Here is a 25,652-nt window from a genome sequence, read left to right as displayed (position 1 = left end):
AATAGAGGAGGTATCAAATTGGCTGATCTTACTATAAGAGTCGGCGGAGAAGGTGGAGAAGGTATTATCAGTACAGGTGACTTCATAGCTGCAATAGCAGCGAAGGCCGGTAATAATATTCTTACATTCAAGACTTTCCCAGCTGAAATCAAGGGTGGTTATGCAATGTACCAAACGAGAATATCTGATGAGGATATTCTTTGTGAAGGTGATGGTTTTGATATTTTTGTTGCCTTCAATGGTGAAGCTTACGAAATGAACAAGAAGTTCCTTACACCAGGCAAGGTATTTGTTTATGATGGACCTGGTGGAGATTTTGAACCGGAAGAGCATGAAGGTGTTATTTCTTATGCTGTTCCTATGAGCAAAATTGCCAAGGAAGACCTCGGTGTTTACCGCTCCAAGAATGTGGTAGCTATGGGAGCTCTTTCAGGCCTCTTCGACCTCGATTATGACCTTTTCAAACAGTTCATTATTGATAAGTTCAGCAAAAAGGGACAGGATGTTGTAGATGTCAACCTCAAGGCCCTGGAAGCTGGTCGTGACTACTGTAAGAACAATCTCACCAAGACAGATGACTACAGAGTCACCAAGAGTGAGAAGAAGGACATGATTATCATCTCCGGAAATGATGCTGCCGGACTGGGCGGTATTGCTGCCGGAGTTGAGTTTTTTTCCTGCTATCCAATAACACCAGCAACAGAGGTTGCCTATTTTACTGCTGACCATATATACAAAACCGGTGGAACGCTGGTTCAGGCCGAAGATGAGATAGCATCCCTTGCTAACGTTATCGGCGCTTCCTATGCAGGAAAGCGATCCATGACAGCGACATCCGGCCCCGGTATCTCACTCATGTCGGAGTTGATCGGTATGTCCAGTATGTCTGAAACGCCTCTCGTTATTGTAGGTGTTCAGAGGGGTGGACCGGCAACGGGCATGCCAACCAAACATGAGCAGTCCGATCTCTTTATCTCAGCTCACGGTAGCCATGGCGATGCTCCAAGGATCATACTCGCTGCAGAGAATGTTAGTGACTGCTATGAACTTACCATCAAGGCCTTTGAACTTGCTGAGAAGTACCAGTTGCCTGTATTCATGCTTTCAGATGGATCAATGGGCTTCAGAACAGAATCTATAGCAAGGCCTGATATGAAGTCGGCCAAGAGGGTAAGAAGGAAGCGCTTTGAAGGTCCCAAGGGTGATGAGAAGTACCTCAGGTATGAGATCACAGACGACAACATCTCTCCAGTAGCTCTACCTGGTGACAAAGGTGGAAGGCATATAGCCACCGGTCTTGAACATAAGGAGAGCGGAGGAGTCGCATTTGACCCTGTAAACCGTGTGAAGATGATGGACAAGCGTTACGATAAGATTGCCAACCTCGAGGAGGAATATGGTCCTGCCGAGTTTGAAGGCGATGATCAAAATGATATTGGTCTCATTGCCTGGGGCTCAACTATTGGATGCGTCAGGGAGACCGTGAAGCGCCTGAGGGCTAAGGGTAAGAAAGTTGCTGCCCTCTATCCCAAGCTGGTATGGCCGCTTCCAGTTGATCAGATCAATGAGTTTGCATCAAAATGCGATAAGATCATGGTGCCAGAGGTCAATTATCAGGGGCAGTTTGCAGAGATTATTAGGTCAAAGACCGATATCAACCCGATAAAATATAACATCTATGGCGGTATGCCATTTACACCTGCTGAGATGTGTGAGAAAGTTGAGGAGGTGATAGGATGAAAAGTTCAGCACTAAACAAGTTAGAACTGTCTCCCAAGGAGTATAAAAGTGATATAACACCGGTATGGTGCCCCGGTTGCGGTGACTATGCCGTTCTGAACAGTACCTACAAGGCGCTCAGCCAACTCGGAGTTGATCCGGAGCAGACTGTATTTGTATCAGGTATCGGTTGTTCTTCAAGGCTCCCATACTTCGTAGATGCCTATGCAATGCATACGCTCCACGGTAGAGCCCTTCCAGTTGCGGCTGGTGTTAAGCTTGCAAACCCTGAACTTGAGGTTATCTGCGTCGGTGGAGATGGTGATGGTTTCTCTATCGGTGGTGGTCATGTACCTCACGTTGCCAGGAAGAATACTGATATTACCTATGTATGCATGGACAACTCAGTATACGGTTTGACCAAATGTCAGGTGTCTCCAACTAGTGATGAGGGAATGAAAACAAAAACAACGCCTCATGGCAGCTTTGATACCCCCTTCAATCCAATTGCATTGGCTCTTACCTATGGTGCAACTTTTGTTGCCCAGGCATTTTCAGGAAAGCCTAAGGACTGTACTGAGCTGATCCAGAAGGCAATCGAACATGAAGGTTTCTCATTTGTTAATATCCTTTCGCCATGCCCTTCATTCAACAGCATCAATACTGCGGCTTCTTACAAGGAGACTACAAGACCTCTGCCAGAGGGCTATACGCCTGACAGCAGGACAAAGGCACTTGAGGTAGCTATGGGTCCTGAGGCAAGGGATCTTATGGGAATCTACTTCCAGGAGAGGAAACCAACGCTGGTTGAAAAGATCAACGGTCTTATCGAAAGCCAGGGTGGAAGTCCCGACTATGATATCCAGAAGATAGCAGACATATTCAAAGTCTGATAGTGTCTTCCAAAATCTTAAAAGGGGCTGCTGTTTAAAACAGTGGCCCCTTTTTTTATTTGTAGTGGATAGTTTTGTCCCCATTACTCTAAATAATCGCATAATGAAGAGGGTAGAAAAATATCTATTCTCCTTTACCCCACTTTTTTTTTTATGCTATCATCAAAAAAACAATTCTTAGAAAGAGATTTATATGTCGAATATGGATAGGAACAAAGTAATAGAAAATATAGAAAACGGACAATCTCTTGCAGAGGAAGACCTTTCCTTTCTGGATCTTTCAGAGATTGATTTCAAGGGCGTTGATCTGTCAGGTGCAACCTTTACCGGTGCCAAGCTAACTGGTGCCGACTTTTCTGGATGCGATCTTACGGGAGCTTTTATGGCGGAAAATTTTGCTGAAGGGACTCTATTTAAAGAGGCCATAATGGATGATGTGTTTTTTCAGAGAGGAGTCATTGATAAGGCAGATTTTAGTAATGCGACAATGGTTGATTCATCAATATTTATGATGGAAGGAAAGGGCGTAATTTTTGATAACGCCAATATGAAGGGTTCAAAGGTTCTTAAATCAATTTTGCCTGAGTCCACTTTTGAAAATGTTGATCTTGGAAACTCTTCTTTGAAAGGATCTGATGTCCAGGGTTGTAATTTTAATAGAGCCAAGCTTGAAAATTGTGATATGAGGCAGACTTTGACGCAAGGTGCGACTTTTGAAGAAGCAAGTACGGCGGGAGTACTTTTCTATGGGAAAAAGCCCTGGGGTGAAGCAGCAGATACAAGGGATTGGACTCAGGAATTTATTTCTTTTAATGATGACTGATCATCTTTTTACAAATGTGTTAATATTCTAATATTAACACTTAGTCAGATCATAATTTAATTTTGGCTGTTTTAAAAAATGGGGTTACAAATGGAAGAAAAAGTTAATATTCCCAAAGACCTGTCTCAAGAAGACAAACGGCTAAACAGGGTTTTAAGGACCGTACAAAATGAGGTCAAGGCCTATGCCGACTTCCAGCTTTCACATATAAAAAAACTTGCTGCAATAGGGCTTGCGCTCTCCGGACAAGCAGATATGAAGAAGCTTCTCGAAATGATCGTAGATGCCGCCAGAGAACTTTCATTTGCCGATGCAGGCACTCTGTATATCCTGGACAGTGAAAATAAGTGCCTCAACTTTGAAATATTACAGAATGATACCATGAATACGAAAATGGGAGGAACAAGTGGCGTCGAAATAACTCTCCCTCCCGTTCCCCTTGAAGTTAAGGGAAAACCAAATCATTCAAATGTCTCATCTTATGTTGCCCTTACCGGTGAGATAATTAATATTCCCGACGTTTACGAAGCGGAAGGCTTCGATTTTACGGGACCAAGAAAATATGATGAGACAACGGGATATAGATCAAAATCGATGCTTGTTATTCCCATGAAGAATCATGAAAATGATATTATCGGTGTTCTCCAGCTTTTAAATGCCATAGATATCGATACTAAAGAAGTCACACATTTTTCTTCCGAATATGTGGAGCTTATCGGTTCCCTTGCCTCACAGGCCGGTGTGGCTCTTACCAATGCACAGCTAATACAGGATCTTAAAAGCCTTTTATATGCATTTATCGAAAGTATTGCCGCTGCAATTGATGAAAAATCACCCTATACGAGAGGCCATATCGATAGGGTGGTAAAGCTGACCATGATGATTGCTAAAGAAATTAATAATCAATATGAAGGGCCTTTTGCAGATATTCATTTTACCCTTGATGAACTGGAGGAACTGAAACTGGCAACCTGGATGCATGATGTGGGCAAGATTACAACACCCGAATATGTTGTTGATAAAAGAACAAAGCTTGAGACCATTTACGACAGGGTTGAGCTGATTAAGACCAGATATGAGTTGATTGCAGGAGAGAAAGAAAGAGAATATTTAAAAAAGAAAATATCGCTTTATGAAGATGGCAATGCAGATGATGATGAAATTAATAAGATAGATGACGCCTTGCAAAAGGAACTTGAAATTCTTGAGGGTGAAAAAGAGTTTATTGCCGTCTGCAATACACCGGGCGAGTTCATGAGTGATGATAAGCTGGAAAGGATAAATTCTATTGCAGCTAAAAAGTATATCTATAATGGAGAGAAACGCAACTATCTCAGTAAAGACGAGTTAAGAAATCTTTCCATCAGGAAGGGAAGTCTTACTGATGATGAGAGGAGAAAGATTGAAAATCATGTGGCTATGACAAAAAAGATGCTTGAACAGCTTCCTTTTCCAAAAAAGCTCTCTAATATCCCAGAGTATGCAAGTGGTCATCATGAAAAGCTCGATGGGACGGGTTATCCCTGTGGTTTAAAAGCAGAGGAACTTTCTCTCCAGGCCAGGATTATGGCTGTAGCCGACATCTTTGAGGCACTTACCGCAAAAGACAGACCTTATAAGGAACCAATGAAGCTATCGCAGGCAGTAAAAATTCTTGGATTTATGAAAAAGGATAATCACATCGATTCAGAAATTTATGAACTTTTTATGAATAACGGGCTTTTTAGAAAGTATGCGGAAGAGGAGCTAAATCCTGAGCAGATAGATGAGATTCTAAGCTTAAACTAGGTGACTGCAAGTATTGTGAGGATAACAAATATTGCAAAGCAGAAGGGGACAGGGAGCTTGTTTACCAGGTTCGTTGTGAAATAATCCAGAAAAATGAGTCCCAGTAGAAGTTTGGCGCTGACATAACCTTTAGCAAGAAGGATAGATAGAGCACCGATCATAAGCAAGATAGGTCTGAACAGGTTGGAATAGAGAAATGAACGGTCTTTAATGGTTTCTGTTTCTGACATTTGTCTGGCGCGCCTTGTAAGTGGATTAAATTCACGAGAAAATACAATTCTATCACAATTTTAAAAGAATAATCAAGCTGAAGAAGTTCCTCTCAGTCTTAATTTATCTTTCTTCATCGGCCTGCTTCTTTTTCTCATGAAAATGGAATTAAATTGAAAAGATGAGCAAGTTCTGCTACTATTTCGTTAGGGGTAATATATGAGCTCAATAAAGATTCTTTTAGTTGATGATGATGACGGCATTAGAAACAGCTTTAAGACCATCTTAACCAGGAAGGGTTATGATGTTGATGCGCGTTCATCCGGATTTGAGGCGGTTAACTGTATAAAAAGGTCAAATTACGACATACTGCTTACAGACCTTAAAATGCCTAATATGAATGGTATTGAACTTTTGAAGGAGGCGAGAAAGCTCGACCCCAATCTTGGCGTTATTATCATGACCGGATATGGAGAGATTGCTTCTTACCTTGAAGCGATGGATCTGGGAGCCGTTGAATATCTTAATAAACCGGTCAAAACTGCAGATCTGGAGATAATTTTAAAAAAACTCAGTAAAGAGACTGCAGTTCTTCGCGGACAAAATACCCCATAAAATTAAAAACATTTCTTAAATAATCCTTGATTCAAATTATGTCCTATTTTTCTATTGCAGCTATGCAGGTGTAGACAAAAACAGAAACTTTAATCTTATATGAGGTCATTTGCATCGAATACATGAGGGGCGCAAGGTACATAGCCATTGAGGGTCCTATCGGAGTTGGCAAGACGAGTCTTGCAAGATTGATAAGTAATGAACTCAATGGCACTCTTCTTTGTGAGCAGGTAGAGGAAAATCCTTTTTTAAAAGATTTTTACCGTGACAGAAAGAAATTTTCTTTTCAGACCCAACTTTATTTTCTGCTTAATCGATATCAGCAGCAGGTGGAACTGAATCAGTGTGACCTTTTTTCCTCTACCATTATAAGTGACTATGTATTTGCTAAAGACCGTATTTTTGCATACATGAATCTCAATGAAAATGAGGTCAATCTTTATGAAAAAATATATAAACTTCTCGATGCAAAAATACCGAAACCGGATCTGGTGATTTTTCTTCAGGCGAGCCCTGAAGTTTTGATAGAAAGAGTGAAAATAAGGAACAGGGACTATGAAAATGAGATTGACACGGACTATCTTCAGTCCCTGATGCATGCTTATAACGAGTTCTTTTTTCATTATGATGAATCACCGCTTCTCGTGATCAATTCATCGGAAATAGATTTTGTCAATAACAGTGGCGATTTCGATCTTCTTATGAAGGAAATCAGGGAAATGAGAGGTGGTGTAAAACATTTGGTACCGCTTGGATCCGGATAACCGGACCGGGACGGAAAAGCAGTTAATTTATTAAGATGAGTCATAACTCCCCGGAGTTATGTTTTGTGCTGCCTTCCGTCCAAGATGGGAGGTTTTTTTTTGAATGAAAATAAAATTACAGTGCCTGAAATAGTGGCAAGAAAGGCCAGGAAAGAACCTATTACGGTTCTCACGGCCTATGATTATCAAATGGCGTCCTTACTGGATGGTTGCGGCATTGAAGTCCTGCTCACAGGAGATACTCTGGGTAATGTTGTCTATGGATTTGATACGACATTACCGGTAACGATGGAGCTCATGATTGCTCATACGGCAGCAGTAGCCAGAGGGAGGAAAAATGCCCTTCTTGTGGCTGATATGCCTTTTATGTCTTATGCAACGAGGGAAGATGCCCTTAAAAATGCCGGAAGGCTGGTTCAGGAAGGCATGGCTGAGGCAGTGAAACTTGAAGGGGGAGTAAAGGTTGCAGATCGGATAAAAGCTGTTGTCGATGCAGATATCCCCCTTATGGGCCATGTTGGATTAAGGCCACAGGCAGTCAATATGATGGGGGGGTACAAGGTCCAGGGGCGGGAAAAATCAGACCTGTCCACGCTTCTTGATGATGCAGGGGCCGTTGAAGAAGCAGGAGCCTTTGCCGTTGTAATTGAGGGTGTACCCGCTTCTGTTGCTGATGAAATCACAAAGAGCCTGTCAATTCCCACCATCGGTATTGGAGCGGGAAACCAATGTGATGGACAGGTGCTGGTAATAAATGACATGCTGGGTCTTTCGGAATTTACTCCTAAATTTGTTCGGAACTTTATCAACCTGCCGGACATCATAAGAAACGCAGTATCTGATTACTCCCGATGTGTTAAGAACAGGAGCTTCCCCTCGGAAGAAGAGAGTTATCGTTAAATGGAAATTGTAAAAGACATTAAACAAATGACCCAAATTGCCAGGTCGCTAAAGATGGATGGCAGGAAGATAGTTTTCGTGCCCACTATGGGCTATCTTCACGAAGGACATCTCAGTTTGGTCCGTGAAGGAAAAAAAAGAGGCGATACGCTTGTTGTTAGTATCTATGTAAACCCTGCACAGTTTAACGAGCAGTGTGATTATGAGGATTATCCCGTAAATCTTGACAGGGACAAGGAACTTCTCGAAGCTGAGGGCTGCCGTATTTTGTTTTTGCCCTCTTCAGAATCCATGTATCCTTCAGGTTTTGAGACGACGGTTCATGTGAGTGGACTGTCGAAGGGGATGTGTGGAGATTCCAGGCCGGGACATTTCAGCGGTGTGGCTACGGTTGTGGCCAAGCTTTTTAATATTGTACAACCCGATATTGCCATATTCGGAGAGAAAGATTACCAGCAGCTTGCTCTTATCCGGCGCATGGTAAGTGATCTTGATTTTAATATAGAAATTGTGGGCATGCCCATTGTAAGGGAGAGTGACGGCCTTGCCATGAGTTCGCGTAATGCGAGATTAAGTGAGGATGAAAGAATGTTGTCTCTATCGCTTTCGAGAGCGCTTTATTCGGCTATGAAAATCTTTGAGGAAGGCAGCTGTGATGCGCAGAGGATCATAGAAGGCGCAAGGGGAAAGATTGCCGGAGGTATTGAGATCGATTACATCGATATACGAGATGCCGCTACGCTTAAGCCGGTAGATAAAGTAGAAGGGGATGCCTTATTGGCTATTGCCGCAAGAGTTGGAAAAACCAGACTGATCGATAACACAATTTTAAGGAGGAATTAAATTGCAGAGAATCATGTTGAAATCTAAAATCCACAGGGCCACATTAACCGATGCCAACCTCAATTATGAAGGGAGCATCACCATTGACGAAGACCTTATGGAGGCGGCGGATATTCTTGCTTTTGAACAGGTCCATATTTACGATATAAATAATGGCAACCGTTTTGAAACTTACGTAATTAAAGGAGAAAGAGGGAGCGGCACTATTTGTGTTAATGGCGCAGCAGCCAGGCTTGTTGCCAGGGATGATCTTATCATTATAGCAAGCTACTTCAATCTTGATGGGGCAGAAGCAAAAGAACATAAGCCAAAACTTATTTATGTTGATGAAAATAATGATATAATAGGCGAAAAAAGAAACCTCGTCGCCTTGTCGAATAATTGAGTCACTCTTTCTTAATATGATTAAAAGGATTAAACACCATATAAGAACCTATTTTCTCACAGGCCTTCTTGTCGTTGTGCCTGTCGGCATTTCTTTATGGTTTCTCCAGGCCATCATTCACTGGACAGACCAGAAACTCGTTTTGCTTCCGGCAAAACTTCATCCTAACACCTATCTCCCTTTCCCCATACCTGGTCTCGGTCTTATCCTGACGGTAATATTTGTCTTCCTCATAGGCGTCATAGCGACCAATATCATTGGAAAAACCTTTGTTCAGCTTGGTGAAAAAATTGTCGATAAGATCCCGCTGGTAAGATCCATCTATCTTCTCGTAAAGCAGGTCATGGAAACCATTCTCAGCAAGGACCAGGAAAGCTTTAAAAAAGTAGTTCTCATTGAATATCCCAGAAAAGGCCTTTATTCTATCGCTTTTGTAACAGGTGTGGCGAAAGGAGAGATTCAGGATAGAACATCAAAAAAGGTTATCAATGTCTTTGTTCCTACCACGCCAAATCCTACATCAGGATTTCTTATCATGGTCCCTGAAGAGGACGCCATTACTCTTGAAATGGATGTAGAGATGGCTTTTAAACTGGTCATTTCAGGAGGGATGGTTGCTACTGAAAAAGAAGTAAAGAAGAAAATGGAGGCGCTTTCTGCTGATGTGCAATAAGATAATTGTTGCTCTCGATGTTGAAAGCAAGGAAAAAGCCGGTCAATGGGTAGAAAAAATTTCCGGTCATGTTGGACTTTTCAAGGTCGGTAAACAGCTTTTTACTGCAGCTGGACCGGATGTGGTTACCCTGATTAAAGAGGCAGGAGGCGGTGTTTTTCTCGACCTTAAGTTTCATGACATACCTAATACAGTTGCCGCTGCATCTGTTCAGGCCCTTCGGCTTGGCGTGGATATGCTCAATGTGCATGCTCTTGGCGGTTATGAAATGATGGCAAAGACCGCTGATGAAGTGAATAAAGAAGCCCATTCGTCAGGCAGGGAAAAGCCTATCCTCATTGCCGTAACGATACTTACCAGCATGAATGATAAAGGCCTTGAAGAAGCGGGCATAATGACACCCGTGGCGGATGAGGTGGTCAAACTTGCCTCCCTTGCAAAACGGGCCGGCCTTGATGGTGTTGTTGCTTCCCCTCAGGAGATTAAGATCATAAAAGAGACCTGCGGAGAGGATTTTGTCGTTGTTACTCCCGGTGTGAGGCCTTCCTTCGCTTCAATGGATGATCAAAAACGTGTGATGACGCCTTTGGAGGCTGTCCGGGCAGGAGCTGATTATCTCGTTATTGGAAGGCCTGTAACGAAGGCAGAAGATCCATTACGGGCAATAAGCCTCATTGAAGAAGAACTGTGTCAAGGGTAGTTAGCGGCGTTAATCCCGTAAGGGAAGCGCTGGCAGCACGGCCGGACCAGATTGAAGTTGTTTGCTACGCCTCCAAAGATCAGTCAAGGTTATCTAAACTCCTGGAATCCTGCAAAAAGGCGAGAGTTAAAGTTTCCGCTTGCGATAAAAAACAACTTGATAGGTTTGCCGGTTCTCATAACCATCAGGGAATAGCCGCCATTATTTCAGATTTTTCCTATTCAGAGATTGATGACATTCTTAATTTCTGTAAAAAGAGTGGTGAAAAGGCCTTTATTCTCGTTCTTGATGGTATTCAGGACCCTCACAACCTTGGCGCCATCATCAGGAGTGCCGAGTCCGCCGGTATTCACGGCATTATCATTCCCACAGACAGGGCCGTCCATGTTACGTCAACAGTGGAGAAAGTCTCTGCAGGTGCTGTCGAACACATTAAAATTGCCAAAGTAACTAACATTGCCCGTACCCTGGAGGACCTGAAGAAGGAGGGCCTCTGGATTATTGGCGCTGAAGGAGGAAGCCGTACATGCCTCTATGATGTCGATTTGACAGTCCATGTGGTTATTGTTGTCGGCAGCGAGGGAAAGGGTGTTCGTCCACTGGTACAGAAAAAATGTGATATCATGGTTAATATCCCCATGGCGGGAAAGATAAATTCACTAAATGTCTCCGTATCATCAGCCATTATCATGTATGAAGCTGTCAGGCAAAGGTTGTGAGTGAGAAATTAAGAGTCCGATGAGCCCCTTTATTTCTTTTTTTAATCTTGCTATGTTCTAAATATTTTGATAGTTTATGCAGCTTAAAAATTGTGGATCAGATTTATTTTTTTAAAGATCTGAATATTTATTGAAACTTTTTGCAGATGATAGCTTCTAAGTAAGCAAGCTGCCATAGGATAGGCAAAGGGTGGTATTCATATCTTTTCTTAAGGAGGGACTTTTGAAAAAGAGCCAGAAGTTTTTAATTGCATCGGTAGTGATTGTTGTTGCAATAACTACTTTGATTTATGTGGGCATTAAGGAATCAGGTGTTTACTACATGACCATTGCAGAACTTAAGAGTTCGGGAACTGCAATGTCGGGACAGGGATTAAGAGTTAGTGGAAATGTGGTAAATGGCTCAATTGAGGATATTGCAAAGGAATTGATTCTAAAATTCAGGGTAAAAGATGAGGAAGGCCCGGACAATGTGTTCGTCAATGTTTTCTACAAAGGTGTCAAGCCTGACTCCTTCAAGGAAGATGTCCAGGTGATCCTTGAAGGGAAATACGATTCGGCCAGGAATCTCTTGACAGCAACAACACTTCTTGTAAAGTGTCCTTCGAGATACGAAGGAGAAGCCCCGCCGGAAGATCATGATTATTCCAACAAAAAGAAAAGATTAGAGGTGAAGCCTGGTGCTAATTGAAATAGGGAGGGCATCTCTTAATATTGTCCTTGTCATGTCGGTCTACGTGATAGTCGCGTCACTTTTAGGTGTTTTTAAAAAAGATTTAAGGTTCGTTGCCAGTGCGAGAAGAGGTATTTATTCTATCTTCATTCTGGCAACAGTTTCGTCGGCAATTCTTCTCCATGCCTTCATAACAAATAACTTTGCTGTTAAGTATGTAGCAGGCTATTCAGAGAGAGACCTCAATATTCATTACAAAATAGCGGCTTTCTGGGGTGGAAATGACGGGTCGCTACTTTTCTGGATATTTGGCCTCTCCATATTTGCGGCCCTCATGTCTTTCCAGAACAGGAAGGATGATGATCATAAATTTATTCCATATACCTATGTGGTTATCATGGTCGTTATGATCTTCTTCCTTATTCTTACATCCTTTATTACCAATCCCTTTGATTTATACCCCGGTGGGCAGCTACCGAGAGACGGGCGAGGGCTAAACCCCATGCTTCAGACCTTTGGTATGATGTTTCATCCTCCGGCTTTGCTCTGGGGATATGTGGCATTTACCATACCCTTCGCCTTTGCTGTTGCAGCCCTTATTACAAGAGAACTCGATTCTACCTGGATTCTAAAAACGAGGAAATGGACCCTTTTTGCCTGGGTTTTACTTGGCATCGGAAATATTATGGGTGCTGAATGGGCCTATGACGAACTCGGATGGGGTGGTTTCTGGGCATGGGACCCTGTTGAAAATGCCTCTTTTATCCCCTGGCTTACTGCAACGGCCTATCTTCATTCGGTCATGATACAGGAAAGAAGGAACATGCTTAAAATCTGGAACATGTTTCTTATCGTCATCACCTTTGCGCTCACCATATTCGGTACATTTCTTGTGAGAAGCGGTGTGCTTCAGTCGGTTCATGACTTCGGCGTTTCCGAGATGGGGCCATTCTTTATCGTTTTCATGGCAATTATGTCGGCCATTGCTTTTGGGCTTATTATCTACCGCTACGATGATCTGAAAAGCGATAATAACCAACTCGAATCCTTTCTATCAAGGGAATCGACCTTCCTGCTGAACAATCTGATCTTGCTTGCTCTCGCATTTGCAACATTATGGGGAACACTGTTTCCACTTATTTCAGAGGTGATAACAGGCAATAAGATTACAGTGGGTCCTCCATTTTTTGAACAGGTAAATACGCCCTTATTTCTTATTCTTCTTATAATAACCGGTATCTGTCCTCTCATTGGTTGGAGAAAGGCATCAGCTGAAAATCTGAAAAGGAATTTTATTTTGCCCGCTATTTTTATGGTGGCAGCCCTTGTTTTATTGGCAGCCCTTGGTATGCGTCATATCTATGCCATCTTGTGCTTCTCATTCTCATCTTTTGTTTTGGTGACAATATTTATGGAATACTACAGAGGCATCAGGGCAAGAGGCAGGTTAAAAGGTGAAGGCCCCGTTAAAGCACTTGCCATGTTATTCTGGAAAAACAAGCGGCGCTATGGAGGATACTTTATTCATATTGGTATTGTTCTTGTTTTTATCGGCGCAACGGGGTCATCAGCTTTTGTAACAGAAAATGCAAAAAGTATGAAATTAGGCGAATCCATGTCGGTCGGCAACTATACACTTAAGTATGAAAAGATCAAAGGGAGGGAAAAGCCAAATTATGAAGCCATTGTCGCTTTTCTGTCCGTATTTAAGGATGGTAAAAAAGTCGATGAGATTACGCCGGAGAAGCGTTTCTATTATAAGTTTCCTGATGAACCGACGAGTGAAGTTGCCCTCAGCAGAACACTGAAGGAGGATCTCTTTGTTATACTCGCTTCTTTTGAGAGAGATGGTACAATCACTGTAAAGGCCCTAATCAATCCCCTTATTAACTGGATGTGGATAGGGGCGGTTATTGCCGTTATTGGCGGTTTTTACGTTCTTCTGCCTGATGGAAAAAAGAAAAGGAGCACGGCATGAGAAAAAGAGCCTCAAATGCTTTTTCAACGATTCTGCTTCTCTTTATTCTCACAGGCAACGCGCATTCGGGTATTACACCGCTCCAGTCGGAAATAGAAGAGGCGCTCATCTGTCTTTGTGGCTGCGGACAGACGGTTAAAAACTGTCCTCATGAAAATTGTGGTTTTGCTATTCCGGCTAGAGAAAAGATGGTTAACTATATAGAGGAAGGAAAAAATAAAAGGGAAATAATGGAACTCTTCGTTAAGAAATATGGAGAAGAGGTTCTTGCTACACCGAGTAAAAAAGGTTTTAACCTTCTTGGTTACATTATGCCTTTTCTTGCCCTCATTGTTGCGGCAGGGCTTATTATGGTTGTTATTAGACAATGGACTTCCAAGGGAATTAAGGATGAAGAGACGATCCTTGAAAAAAGGGCGGAAGATTTTGGAACCGATATTGACAAGAAGATAGAAAAAGAATTGGAAGAGATGGATTAGTACCCCGTTAAAAGTACTGACACCCCTTATGGGGGTGCTGAAAAATAGTCCGGTTATTATGGGGACAGGAGATTAAATGGAAACGGTTATTGTTATAGCACTATGCCTTATGTCAGCGGTATTCGCGGCATCTCCCTTTATATCGCAAAAAAAAGAGTGGGTCGCAGCCAAAACCAATAAAAAAATTGAGACCAAGAAATCAGAAAAAGAGCTCTATTTGCAGGCCATAAAAGACGTTGATTTCGAACATGCCGAAGGTAAGCTGACAGAAAAGGATTATCACGAACTCAGGGACTACTATAAGGAAAAGGCAATCCAGACGGTAAGGGCAATTGAATCCCTGGAATCAGGCGAAGAGGCGAATAAAGACCTGAAGGGAGACAGGTCATAATCTGAGATGATAGAAGTCTCCGGTCTGAGAAAATCATACGGCTCTGTCGATGCGCTTAGAGGTGTCGATCTTAAGGTTAATAAAGGAGAGTTTCTTACACTCTTCGGGCCTAATGGGGCAGGCAAAACCACCCTTCTTAAAATTCTTTCTACAATCATTAGGCCTACTTCAGGTAAAGTACTTATCGACGGACTCGAAATTAATGAGGCCCATCAGGATATACGCAGGAAAATCGGGGTAATATCTCATAAGACATTTCTCTATGGTGACCTGACTGCGCTGGAAAATCTTCTCTTTTATGCAAGAATTTACGATCTGCCAAACCCTGAAGAAAGAAGCAGTGAGTTAATTAAGGAAGTCGGTTTGGGAGGGCGTGAGCATCACCTTGTAAGAACCTTTTCGCGGGGTATGGAACAGCGTCTGTCCATTGCCAGGGCCATCATCCATGAACCTAATATTATTTATCTCGATGAGCCTTATTCAGGGCTTGATCAGCATGCGGCGCTTATGTTGAGAAATCTTCTCAAAAAACTTCATACCGAGACAAGAACCATCATCATGACGACTCATAATATCCTTCATGGCCTCGAAATCAGCGACAGAATTGTTATTCAACTGGCAGGCAGGATCGTTTACGAAAATCTCACGAAAAATCACAGTGTCGAGAGTTTTGAAAAAGTCTATTTCGAAAAAGTGGGGACTGTAGAATGAGTGCCTATGTTAAAAGCATCCTCCACATTGCGCTCAAGGATCTGAAAGTGGAGGTGAGATCGAAAGAGAAACTTTATTCCATGATGGTTTTTTCCATTCTTGTCATGGTCATCTTTAATTTTGCCTTTGATCCGGGAGCAGACTATATTAGCGAAGTGGCTCCCGGTATTTTATGGGTGGCTCTGGTTTTTTCGGCTACACTGGGTCTTAACAAGACCTTTTCTTCTGAAAAAGACCAGGACTGTCTCCAGGGGCTTATGCTGGCTCCCCTTGACAGGAGTGGAATCTATTTCGGGAAGACGCTCAGTAATTTTATATTTTCGCTTATCATTTCGGTGATGACACTTCCTTTTTTTGCTATCTTTTTTAATCTTAATTTTATAGATAGCCTTCCGCAGCTTTTGCTGGTCATTGTTATGGCTATTTTTGGATTTATATCCGTAGGGACGCTTTTTGCTGCCATTTCAGTCGGTGTAAAAAGGGGGGAAATGATTCTGCCGCTCCTGCTTTTTCCCATTGAGGTGCCTGTAATCATTGCTGCCGTCAAAGCGACAGGAATGATACTTGACGGACGGATGATGGTAGACTATAGTATGTGGCTCAAGATCCTCGGTCTTTTTGATGTTATTTTTTTAATGGTTTCTTTTGTTGCATTTGATTATTTATTAGAAGAATAGAGGGAGGCACAAGGTTTGAGAAAGTTAATTACAAATATTATGGGGGCTGCATCGATGGTCCTCTTTGTCCTTGCATTTTACATGGCTTTTCTTTTTGCTCCCACAGAGTTGACCATGGGGCATGTGCAAAGGATTTTCTACTTTCACGTTTCCTTCGCATGGGTATCTTTCATCGCCTTTTTTGTCACCTTTGCGGCAAGCATTGTCTACCTTAAAACAAGAAAACGATTCTGGGACATTGTGGCTGCTTCTTCTGTTGAACTGGGAATTGCATTTTGCTGCATTATTCTTACTACGGGTCCAATATGGGCAAGACCCGTCTGGGGCGCCTACTGGACATGGGATCCAAGGCTTGTTACGACGCTGATCCTGCTTTTTATCTATTCGGCCTACCTCATGTTGCGAGGCGCTATCGATGAAGAGACAAAACGAGCTAAATTCTCGGCTGTTTTAGGTATTATCGGCTTTCTTGATGTGCCGATTGTTTACCGTTCCGTCGACTGGTGGAGCAGAACCATACACCCTAATGTCATCAAAAAAGGAAATATAGCCCTGCACCCTGATATGCTTATGTCTCTCAGGGTAGCCTTGCTGGCGGTAACGCTTTTCTATTTCTTTATTCTTTTTAGAAGAATAAGACTGGAAGAGTTAAGGGATGAAGTAAAAGAACTCAGGAAAAAGATTTTAAAGGAGTATTGATATGGAAAGCCTGAAATATATGTTCGCCGGTTATACGGTTCTCTGGTTAATCATTTTTGCTTTTGTTTTTTCAATTGGAAAGAGGCAGGGTGATCTTAAAAAGGAGATCGATGAGCTTAGAAAGATAGCGGAAGAGAAGTAAGGTTCTTTTCTGTAGCGCGCTTCTGCTTTCTATGGTGATCTGTAAATCGGATATCGTTGCGTGTACCTCAAAAAAACATTTGAATACCCAACTCATCTTCTGCAATATTATGCTTGCCTTTCTCTCCATTCCCTGAGTATCTGAATGCTCGCCTGATGAAGTCCTGAATCGAACCATGGTAAAGGTACTTCATTCGCTAGATAGCAAGTTTCATTTCCTTATTTTTTATTCCTTTCACTCAAAAAATACCATAAAGCAAAATATGTCGCACATTTCGCAATATCTGTCGTGACAAGGTCATTAAGTAAATGATATGTTGCCTAATGTTTATTGCTGATTTATTTATATAGAGCTAATGCGAAATTTAAGTTATCATGTTGTTAGTTTTATCTGATTTGCAGGTTTTTTTTTTCCCGCCTGGAAAGAGTAAATCTAAAAAACTGACCACTTTAACACAATAGATAGGCTGTGGAGGACAAGAAAAAGGAAAAAGACAAGGTTGCCTGTAATATAATAGAAATGCTCTTTTAATAAATCGATAATCCCGTCCGGTGGGACAATCTTTTTAAAACAACTTGACTGAGTTAAAGAGCAGGTTTTTTACTTTTTTTGGAATGTAAATTGTTTTAACTTCATTTATCTTTGACAGGAGGCTCTCAATGTGTGTTAAAAAATTCATTCGTCGTTTATCTCTATTACTTATTTTCCTCCTTTTATGTTCCTGCGGCAAATCTGAAGAGCATTCAAAAAAGCCCGATAATCGCTGGGAAGATTACATCATTGCTCACACTGCAGGTACAATATCCAGAACTTCTGAAATTTCCGTTCATTTCTCCGAGAATGTTTTAACGCCCGGCAGTTCAGGTGCGGAAGTTGATAATATTTTCAAATTCAAGCCGAAAATAGAAGGCAAAGTCCGCTGGGAGGGCGGCAACAGTCTCGTTTTCACTCCTCATTCTGTTTTACCTTCAGGAGAAAAATACCGGGCATCTATCTCGCCCGGAAAATTGATTCAATTGCCTGAAGCTCTCCATGAGTTTTCCTTTGACTTCGAGGTCATGGCACAGTCCTTTGAAATTAATATGGGCGGCCTCACTTCGCCCCGCGAATCAGATGCCACTATCCAGACCCTGTCGGGGACGCTGCAGACGGCGGATGCTGAAGAAAATCGGGCAGTCGAAAAGATTCTGAGTGCCCATCAGGCAAATAAAGCCATGCAGATTACATGGACTCATAGCAGTGACCGCCGTGATCACCGGTTTGTTGTAGAGAATATAATCCGCTCCAATGAAGAGTCGAAGCTTACCCTCAATTGGGATGGCAAACCAATCGATGTATCCAGGAAGGGAGAACGTGAAATTCGTGTTCCCAAACTGAGAGAATTTATTGTTACCTCCGTGCGTTCTATCGATGACGACCAGCAGTATATAATGATCAATTTTTCCGATCCCATCGACACAAAACAGAACATGAAGGGACTGATCCGCATGCCTGACGAGAAATACAGGCACAAGATCCAGGGAAATTCGATTCGCATATATCCGTCGAAGAGGCTAACGGGCGCTGTCAGCTTTACCGTAGAGCCTGGAATCAGAAGCAGGACGGGGCAAAGCATCAAGGCCTCGACGAGACATACGGTCAACTTTTCTAACGCAAAGCCGGGAGCCCGCTTTGCAGGAAAGGGAATTATTCTCCCTGAAAATGAGAGACTGACTATACCCATTGAAGCGGTTAGCCTGAACTCTGTCCAGGTTACGGCCTTTAAGGTTCCGGGCAATAACATAGGCCGGTTCTTCCAGGTCAATAAGCTGGGTGAAAAGAAGGAACTCAACAGGGTGGGACGTTACATCTGGAGGAAGACCATCAACCTCAATTCCTCAGCCGATGATATAGGGACGTGGACCCGGTATAATCTTGACGTAACGGAACTCTTTGACAGGCATCCCGATTCCCTTTTCAGATTGAGCTTGTCTTTTAACAGGAGTAATTCCGCCTATTCCTGTTCTGAAGATGAAGACACCGTCCCCCCTGTCAAGGAAGCGCCTTACAGGAACTACGATGACCTTCACAGGGTCGAGAGAAGCAACTGGGAGTATGCCGAGAATTACTACAATAACCAGAGAAGGGATGAATGGTCTCATAGAAAAGATCCCTGTCATGATGCTTATTACAAAAAGAGGTACAATGCCGGCGTGGAAAGCTCTCGCAACTTTCTCGCATCCAACATCGGCCTTATAGCCAAGAGGGGTGAAGACGGTAAGCTCCATATGGTAACAACCGATATCCGTACGGCTGAGCCGCTTCCTGCTGTAAATCTCAAGGTTTTTAACTTCCAGAACGATATTATCGCCGAGGCCGAAAGTGACAGTGAAGGTTTCGCTCAGATAGAATCGAGCAAAACGCCTTTTTATATGGTGGCCCAATTGGGCAAGCAAAAAGGTTACATGAAGCTTAATAACGGTTCCGTCCTTCCTGTCAGCCATTTTGATGTGGGTGGTGAAAAGGTAAACCGGGGCATCAAAGGCTATATCTACGGTGAGAGAGGCGTCTGGAGGCCCGGTGATTCCATCTACCTGACCTTTGTGCTTGAAGACAAGCAAAAAAATCTGCCTGAAAAACATCCCGTAACGCTGGAGTTTTATAATCCCAAGGGTCAGCTTAGAAAAACGCTGACACAAAATAAACCGGTTGGAAAGTTTTATGCTTTCCACCTTGAAACGGAGGAAGATGCGCCTACGGGAAACTGGAAGGCCAGGGCAAAGGTGGGGGGGCTGATTTTCGATAAAACAATTAAAATAGAGATGGTTATTCCCAACCGGCTCAAGGTTAATCTCGATTTCGGCAAGGAGATTTTGAATAAATCGGAAGTGCTGAACGGCAGGATTACTTCACAGTGGCTTCATGGCGCTAAGGCGTCAAAGCTGAAGACCGATGTGGCGGTAAACTTTTCCGAAAGGTCCGTCAGGTTCGACCGTTATGCCGATTATGTCTTCCGCGATCCCGCGCGTTCATTTTCGAGTGAGCGGCAGGTACTTTATGAGGGAACCCTCGATGAGGAAGGTACGGTGGCCTTCCAAAAGGACCTGGAGCTTACCGGTCATGCTCCCGGTATGCTGTCGGCCCACTTCACAACCCGGGTATTTGAAGAGAGCGGCGCCTTTAGCGCTGACCGCGTCACCTTCCCCCTTCATCTCTATCCGAACTATGTTGGTATAAAAACGCCTAAGGGAGACGAAGCGAGGGGGATGCTTCTTACGGATGTCAAACATGAGGTTGAGGTTGCCACGCTGGATAATTCGGGCAACCCCCTATCGCTGGAAAGAGTGGAAGTAAACCTTTACAAGATCAACTGGAAATGGTGGTGGGACAAATCGGGAGATTCTCTGGCCAACTATGCAAGTTCTTCATATAACCGATTTATAGCGAAGGACGTTATTTCCACAAAGGATGGTTTGGGCAAGTGGGAGTTCGAGATCAAATACCCGCAATGGGGACGCTATCTTATAAGAGCCTGCGATCTGGATGGAAATCACTGTACGGGCAAAATTTTCTATATTGATTGGCCGGGCTGGGCCGGGCGGGCCCGGGAAGAAAAAGGCGTCGGCGCAAGTATGCTGAGTTTTGCGGCGGACAAGAAAAAATACACTGTCGGTGAGACGGCTGTAATTAACCTTCCGGCGGCTACGCAGGGAATGGCGCTTCTCAGTCTGGAGAAAGGCGCCGGTATTATCGAAAAAAGATGGATCAATGTTAAAGAGGGTGAAAACAGGGTCGAAGTTCCACTGACGGCGGAAATGAGTCCCAACGTCTATGTTCATGTCAGTCTTATTCAGCCGCACAAGGATAAGAAGAATGACAGGCCTATCAGGCTTTACGGTGTTATATCACTGGAAGTCGATGATCCTGCGACGGCCATCGAACCTCTCCTTGAGGCGCCCCATACTCTCGAACCGGAAGCCGGCGCTTCTCTCAGTGTTAAGGAGCAGAAGGGGAGGCCAATGACCTATACCCTGGCTATCGTTGATGAAGGGCTGCTGGGACTGACACGCTACCGGACGCCTGAACTTAGAAAGGCCTTTTACAAGAAGGAGTCTCTCTCCATTAAAAGCTGGGACCTTTTTGATGAAGTGGTAGGGGCCTATGGCGCCGAGCTGGAGCGCCTCCTTGCATTGGGTGGTGATGAACAGGAAGAACCTAAAGAAAGGGCCAAAAAGAAACGCTTCCCGCCGGTTGTAAAGTTTTTAGGCCCCTTCCGGCTTGAGGCGGGAGAGGAAAAACATCATCACGTCAAACTCCCGCCGTATATAGGCGCCGTGCGTGTCATGGTTGTTGCAGGGGACAACGGCGCATACGGCTCTACTGAAAAAACAATACCTGTCAAAAAACCTCTCATGGTAATGGCTACGCTTCCGAGGGTGCTCGGCCCCGATGAGGAACTGGACATTCCCGTGGCTGTCTTTTCTATGGAACCTTCCATTACTGAAGTTAAGCTCACCTTTGAGGCCGACAGTTATTTTGAGGTAAAAGACAGAAAGGAAAAGATTGTCAGGTTTACTAAACCGGGGGATGAAATCGCTTTCTTCCGGGTAAAGGTGAGGCCCGAACCTGGAATGGCTACACTCAAATTCAGGGCCGAAAGCGGTTCATACCGTTCGAAACAGGAAATACATATCCCCGTGCGAAGCGCAAACCCGAAAACAACACGTTTTAAACGGGTCGTCCTGGAACCGGGAAAAAGCTGGGACGTGAATATTATCCCCCATGGGATGAAAAATACAAACAAAACCACCCTGGAAATATCGGCGGTTCCTCCTCTCAACCTCGAAAGAAGGCTTGGCTACCTCATTCGATACCCTCACGGTTGCATAGAGCAGACGACTTCCTCCGTGTTCCCGCAGCTTTACCTTCCGGCGCTGGTCTCTCTTAAAGAGGAACAGAAAAATGCGGTGCAAGGCAACATTGATCTGGGAATCGAGAGGCTCAGCACTTTCCAAAGGGGCGACGGCGGTTTCGGCTACTGGCCGGGCAATGGTAAGGCAAGCATGTGGGGAACCAACTATGCAGGTCACTTCCTCGTTGAGGCTTCAAAACTGGGATACCATATTCCTTCCGACATGATGTCGCAGTGGATAAGCTTTCAGAAATCTGCAGCCCACTCATGGACGGCAGGCCACTCCAAATCAGAACTGGATCAGGCATACAGGCTTTTCACCCTGTCGTTGGCAAACAATGCCCAAATAGGTGCAATGAACCGCTTAAGAGAATCAAACAGCCTCAATTCACCTGCCAGGTGGATGCTGGCGGCCGCCTATAATCTGGCCGGTCAGAGCGATGCCGCAGAAGAGTTGATCAGAGGCGACAAGATGGAGGTTGACGATTATATCGAGTACGGAAACACTTTTGGTTCCGGCTTGAGAGACAGGGCGATGATTCTGCAAAACCTGGTGCTAATGGACAAAAAGAGTGATGCCCTCCCTCTTGTAAAGGAAATTTCCCATGCCCTCTCTTCTGAAAAATGGTATGGAACACAGACTACGGCATATTCGCTGCTGGCGCTGGCAAAATTTGTCGGTACAGATAAAACGGCAACGAGCTTCGACTATCTTATAACAATTGGAAAGGGCAAGGAAAAGAGGGTTGCCTCCACCACACCAATCTATAAAGAGGAATTAAGGGACTTTCCTCTGAAAGGGAGCACTATCCGCTTGAAGAATCCTGCCAAAACGACACTCTATGCCGCTATCATCTCGACAGGTATCCCGAAAAGTGGTCATGAACTGCCTTCCTCTAAAGGATTGAATATGGAGGTTAACTATATGGATATGGAACGCCAGGGCATCAATATCTCTGAAATAAAACAGGGAGTAGATTTCATGGCAGACATAGAGATAAGCAACAGGGGAAATGCCGATTACGAGAACCTGGCTCTTACACAGATCGTACCTTCAGGATGGGAGATTCATAATCCGAGAATGGATGCGGGAGACATGGGCAAAAAAAGTGAAATCGATTATCAGGATATCAGGGATGACAGGGTTTATACCTACTTCAATCTGAAGCGCAACAGGAGCAAGACCTTCAGGGTTCTCATAAATGCATCCTACAAGGGCAAATTCTACCTGCCGGGGATTTCCGTGGAAGCCATGTATGACGCCGCAAAACATGCCCGTGTTACAGGCCAATGGATTGAGATAGTTGATTCCTTTGAAGAACTGTTATCACATGGAAATCGGGAAGAGCCCGGCGTTATTGAAGAAACGGATGTTCAGGAAGAATAAGGGACGGTTTTTTCTCTTACTCTTCCTGCTCTGTCTGATCGTTGCATTCTGGAGATGTCTTCCCGACCCTCTTTTCAATGACCCTCTGTCGGTGGTTCTGAAAAGCAGGGAAGGGAGGCTGCTGGGAGCAAAGATTTCTTCAGATGAGCAGTGGAGGTTTCCCCTTTCCCGGCAGGTGCCTGAAAAATTTTCGCAGGCCCTTATCCTTTTTGAAGACAAGCGTTTTTCCAGTCATCCCGGCATTGATCCCTTTGCGCTGGCGAGAGCATTCTACCTCAACCTGAAAGAGGGAAGAATCGTCAGCGGGGGAAGCACGCTTACCATGCAGGTAATCCGCCTTTCCCGTAAAAACCGGAACCGCACCTACATTGAAAAGTTAAAAGAGATCATTCTTGCGTTGCGCCTTGAACTTGGCTATTCCAAGAATGAAATACTGGCGCTTTTTGCCGGAAATGCCCCCTTCGGTGGAAATATCGTAGGGCTGGAGACTGCTTCCTGGCGTTATTTCGGTCGAAACGCTAAAGCCCTTACATGGGCCGAAAGCGCACTCCTTGCCGTTCTCCCAAACAGTCCCGGCCTTATTCATCCCGGCCGCAATCGTAAAGCGTTGAAAGATAAACGGGACAAACTCTTAAAAAAACTTCGCCATAATCATTTTCTTTCAGCGCTCGACTACAAGCTGGCGCTCAATGAACCGCTCCCGCTAAAGCCCCGACCACTCCCGCGCCATGCCCCTCATTTGCTTGAAACACTGCTTGTGGAAGCGGGGAAAGGCAAAGAGGCTGATAAAAAGGTCTTCTTCGAAAGTACTATCAATTTGAACTACCAGAAAAAGATGACCAGGGTACTAAAGGACCATGGAGAAAAGCTTTCCCGTCAAGGCATCCATAATGGAGCAGCCCTGATTATAGATAATAAAACTTTCCAGGTTCTCGCCTATGCCGGTAACAGGGATATGACCCTGGAAGGTGACTTCGGACAGGAGGTGGACGTCATCAGACGTCCGAGGAGTACGGGCAGTATACTAAAGCCTTTCCTTTTTGCCTCTATGCTGGAAAAGGGGGAAATACTGCCCCATACCCTCGTCCCCGATATTCCGACTCAGTACGGCAGCTATATGCCCGAAAACTATGACAGAAAGTACAGAGGGGCGGTCCCCGCTAAAGAGGCGCTGGCAAGGTCTCTCAATGTTCCGGCCGTAAGAATGCTTCAGCGCTTCGGTGTTGGCCGTTTTTACGATATTCTGAAAGATTTCGGCATGACGACCCTTCACCGTCCCCCTCATGAATATGGCCTCAGCCTCATATTGGGAGGGGCAGAAGGGAAGTTATGGGATATTTCATCAATGTATGCCAACCTTGCTTCACTGGCTTCTTCATCAGGGTATTCATGGGAAAGGCATCAAAAAATCAGACGTCCCATTCTCATAAAGGGAGAAACTCCCCAAATAGGGAAAGATTCGAACATTAGCCCTGCCGTTGCATGGATTCTGATGGAAGCCCTTTTACAAGTGAGCCGGCCCGGAATGGAGGGCTATTGGCTAAATTTTAAAAGCTCTCAAAAAATTGCCTGGAAGACAGGCACGAGCTACGGCCTGCGCGATGGCTGGGCGGTGGGAGTAACGCCCAAATATACGGTGGGGGTCTGGACGGGAAACGCAGATGGTGAGGGAGTACAAGGGCTTACGGGCATTGCCGCCGCCGCTCCAATTCTCTTCTACATTTTCAACTTCCTGGAAAAAACTGACTGGTTCCAGACGCCGGATTCGGGCTTGCGCCGGGTAGAGGTTTGTAAGCTGAGCGGTAAGCTTGCTACTGATCTCTGTGATATTGAAAGCCAGTTGATTCCCGAAAGCAGCCATTTCGATGAGACCTGCAATTACCACCGCCTCATTCACCTGGATCGAAGGGGTTCCCGGCAGGTCCACAGTAAATGCGAACCGGTGCAGAGCATGCTCCACAAGCCCTGGTTCATACTGCCCCCTGGCATGGAGTGGTATTACCGCCGTCTAAATGCCGCTTACAAGCCCCTGCCGCCCTTCAGGGAGGACTGCCTGAAAGAAGCGGGAATGATAAGACAGAGGGTCATGGATCTTCTTTACCCGGCGCCGCGTACCAGAATATACATACCGGTCGACCTTGATGAAAAACAGAGCAAGACCATCTTCGAGGCTGTTCACAGGAAAGAGAAGAGCATAATCTACTGGCATCTGGACGGCAACTACATTGGAGAGACAAAAAACTTCCACCAGATTGCCCTCTCCCCCCAAATCGGCAGTCATTCCATCACGCTGGTGGATGAGCAGGGGAATAGACTGGAGAGGCGTTTTGAGGTGCTGGGGGTGGAGAGACAGGGTAAACCCAATATTTTGAAATACTCCCCCAAAAACCCCCTCGTCCCTTTAAATTTATAAAAGATCTCTGTAAAGCCCACCATATAAGCACCGTTCCCTTTTCCGCCTTTATTGACTATTGTGCCCACATTTACTGTTCATAAAGCTTTTAAATCTCAGAAGAAAGTTTTGTTGATTGGCATTCATTTACGAGGGGTTTTGTGATACCATGCTTCATAATCAGGTTCCATTTTAAGTGT

At 44.3% G+C, this 25,652-nt stretch carries 23 protein-coding genes; 22 read left to right on the top strand and 1 reads right to left on the bottom strand.

Annotated elements, in window-relative coordinates; all coding sequences use genetic code 11:
- Positions 1-18 precede the first annotated feature (18 nt).
- From OEV42_13130 to OEV42_13115, 4 genes are all read left to right on the top strand, one after another.
- Complete coding sequence (locus OEV42_13130) at positions 19-1,740, top strand: 2-oxoacid:acceptor oxidoreductase subunit alpha (protein ID MDH3975218.1); 1,722 nt, start codon at positions 19-21, stop codon at positions 1,738-1,740.
- Entirely contained in the window at positions 1,737-2,612 is an 876-nt protein-coding gene (locus tag OEV42_13125) for a 2-oxoacid:ferredoxin oxidoreductase subunit beta (GenBank protein MDH3975217.1), read from the top strand. The genes OEV42_13130 and OEV42_13125 overlap by 4 nt, the downstream gene beginning before the upstream one ends.
- A 193-nt stretch (positions 2,613-2,805) precedes the next feature.
- A complete protein-coding gene (locus tag OEV42_13120) occupies positions 2,806-3,435 on the top strand; it encodes a pentapeptide repeat-containing protein (GenBank protein MDH3975216.1) in 630 nt (209 codons plus the stop codon).
- Positions 3,436-3,525: 90 nt separating this feature from the next.
- Positions 3,526-5,223, top strand: coding sequence for a GAF domain-containing protein (locus tag OEV42_13115; protein MDH3975215.1), 1,698 nt, complete (start codon positions 3,526-3,528; stop codon positions 5,221-5,223).
- Here OEV42_13115 and OEV42_13110 read toward each other — a convergent pair.
- Positions 5,220-5,453: a hypothetical protein gene (locus OEV42_13110; protein MDH3975214.1), complete on the bottom strand. Its 234-nt coding sequence runs from the start codon at positions 5,451-5,453 to the stop codon at positions 5,220-5,222. The genes OEV42_13115 and OEV42_13110 overlap by 4 nt on opposite strands.
- Before the next feature lie 199 nt (positions 5,454-5,652).
- Here OEV42_13110 and OEV42_13105 point away from each other — a divergent pair, with 199 nt between their 5' ends.
- The 18 genes from OEV42_13105 to pbpC all read left to right on the top strand — a co-directional run bounded on the left by OEV42_13105 (position 5,653) and on the right by pbpC (position 25,473).
- On the top strand, positions 5,653-6,048 hold the full coding sequence (locus OEV42_13105) for a response regulator (protein ID MDH3975213.1): 396 nt from the start codon (positions 5,653-5,655) through the stop codon (positions 6,046-6,048).
- A gap of 122 nt (positions 6,049-6,170) precedes the next feature.
- Entirely contained in the window at positions 6,171-6,812 is a 642-nt protein-coding gene (locus OEV42_13100; protein ID MDH3975212.1) for a deoxynucleoside kinase, read from the top strand.
- Between the two features lie 99 nt (positions 6,813-6,911).
- A complete protein-coding gene (panB, locus tag OEV42_13095) occupies positions 6,912-7,712 on the top strand; it encodes a 3-methyl-2-oxobutanoate hydroxymethyltransferase (GenBank protein ID MDH3975211.1) in 801 nt (266 codons plus the stop codon).
- Positions 7,713-8,555, top strand: coding sequence for a pantoate--beta-alanine ligase (gene panC, locus OEV42_13090; GenBank protein ID MDH3975210.1), 843 nt, complete (start codon positions 7,713-7,715; stop codon positions 8,553-8,555).
- 1 nt (position 8,556) lies between these two features.
- The gene (locus OEV42_13085) at positions 8,557-8,940 is read left to right on the top strand and encodes an aspartate 1-decarboxylase (protein ID MDH3975209.1); all 384 of its coding nucleotides are present in this window, start codon (positions 8,557-8,559) and stop codon (positions 8,938-8,940) included.
- 16 nt (positions 8,941-8,956) lie between these two features.
- Positions 8,957-9,613, top strand: coding sequence for a DUF502 domain-containing protein (locus tag OEV42_13080; protein MDH3975208.1), 657 nt, complete (start codon positions 8,957-8,959; stop codon positions 9,611-9,613).
- Positions 9,603-10,313, top strand: coding sequence for an orotidine-5'-phosphate decarboxylase (pyrF, locus tag OEV42_13075; protein MDH3975207.1), 711 nt, complete (start codon positions 9,603-9,605; stop codon positions 10,311-10,313). Before OEV42_13080 ends, pyrF begins: the two co-directional genes overlap by 11 nt.
- Complete coding sequence (rlmB, locus tag OEV42_13070; protein MDH3975206.1) at positions 10,301-11,032, top strand: 23S rRNA (guanosine(2251)-2'-O)-methyltransferase RlmB; 732 nt, start codon at positions 10,301-10,303, stop codon at positions 11,030-11,032. The genes pyrF and rlmB overlap by 13 nt, the downstream gene beginning before the upstream one ends.
- A 223-nt stretch (positions 11,033-11,255) precedes the next feature.
- Positions 11,256-11,723: a cytochrome c maturation protein CcmE gene (locus OEV42_13065; protein MDH3975205.1), complete on the top strand. Its 468-nt coding sequence runs from the start codon at positions 11,256-11,258 to the stop codon at positions 11,721-11,723.
- Positions 11,713-13,683 (top strand): heme lyase CcmF/NrfE family subunit, encoded by a 1,971-nt coding sequence (locus OEV42_13060; GenBank protein MDH3975204.1) that lies wholly within the window; start codon positions 11,713-11,715, stop codon positions 13,681-13,683. The genes OEV42_13065 and OEV42_13060 overlap by 11 nt, the downstream gene beginning before the upstream one ends.
- Entirely contained in the window at positions 13,680-14,162 is a 483-nt protein-coding gene (locus tag OEV42_13055) for a cytochrome c-type biogenesis protein CcmH (GenBank protein ID MDH3975203.1), read from the top strand. The genes OEV42_13060 and OEV42_13055 overlap by 4 nt, the downstream gene beginning before the upstream one ends.
- Before the next feature lie 76 nt (positions 14,163-14,238).
- Positions 14,239-14,553 (top strand): hypothetical protein, encoded by a 315-nt coding sequence (locus tag OEV42_13050; protein MDH3975202.1) that lies wholly within the window; start codon positions 14,239-14,241, stop codon positions 14,551-14,553.
- A gap of 6 nt (positions 14,554-14,559) precedes the next feature.
- On the top strand, positions 14,560-15,264 hold the full coding sequence (ccmA, locus tag OEV42_13045) for a heme ABC exporter ATP-binding protein CcmA (GenBank protein ID MDH3975201.1): 705 nt from the start codon (positions 14,560-14,562) through the stop codon (positions 15,262-15,264).
- Entirely contained in the window at positions 15,261-15,941 is a 681-nt protein-coding gene (locus OEV42_13040) for a heme exporter protein CcmB (GenBank protein ID MDH3975200.1), read from the top strand. Before ccmA ends, OEV42_13040 begins: the two co-directional genes overlap by 4 nt.
- 15 nt (positions 15,942-15,956) lie before the next feature.
- On the top strand, positions 15,957-16,640 hold the full coding sequence (locus OEV42_13035; GenBank protein ID MDH3975199.1) for a cytochrome c biogenesis protein: 684 nt from the start codon (positions 15,957-15,959) through the stop codon (positions 16,638-16,640).
- 1 nt (position 16,641) lies between these two features.
- The gene (locus tag OEV42_13030; protein ID MDH3975198.1) at positions 16,642-16,782 is read left to right on the top strand and encodes a CcmD family protein; all 141 of its coding nucleotides are present in this window, start codon (positions 16,642-16,644) and stop codon (positions 16,780-16,782) included.
- Positions 16,783-17,441: 659 nt separating this feature from the next.
- Complete coding sequence (locus tag OEV42_13025; GenBank protein ID MDH3975197.1) at positions 17,442-23,060, top strand: MG2 domain-containing protein; 5,619 nt, start codon at positions 17,442-17,444, stop codon at positions 23,058-23,060.
- Positions 23,032-25,473, top strand: a complete 2,442-nt coding sequence (gene pbpC / locus OEV42_13020) for a penicillin-binding protein 1C (GenBank protein MDH3975196.1) — start codon at positions 23,032-23,034, stop codon at positions 25,471-25,473. The genes OEV42_13025 and pbpC overlap by 29 nt, the downstream gene beginning before the upstream one ends.
- Positions 25,474-25,652: the final 179 nt, after the last annotated feature.

The sequence above is a fragment of the Deltaproteobacteria bacterium genome, from assembly GCA_029860075.1.
Classification (GTDB): Bacteria; Desulfobacterota; JADFVX01; order JADFVX01; family JADFVX01; genus JAOUBX01.
This window is presented reverse-complemented; position numbering and strand designations above follow the sequence as displayed.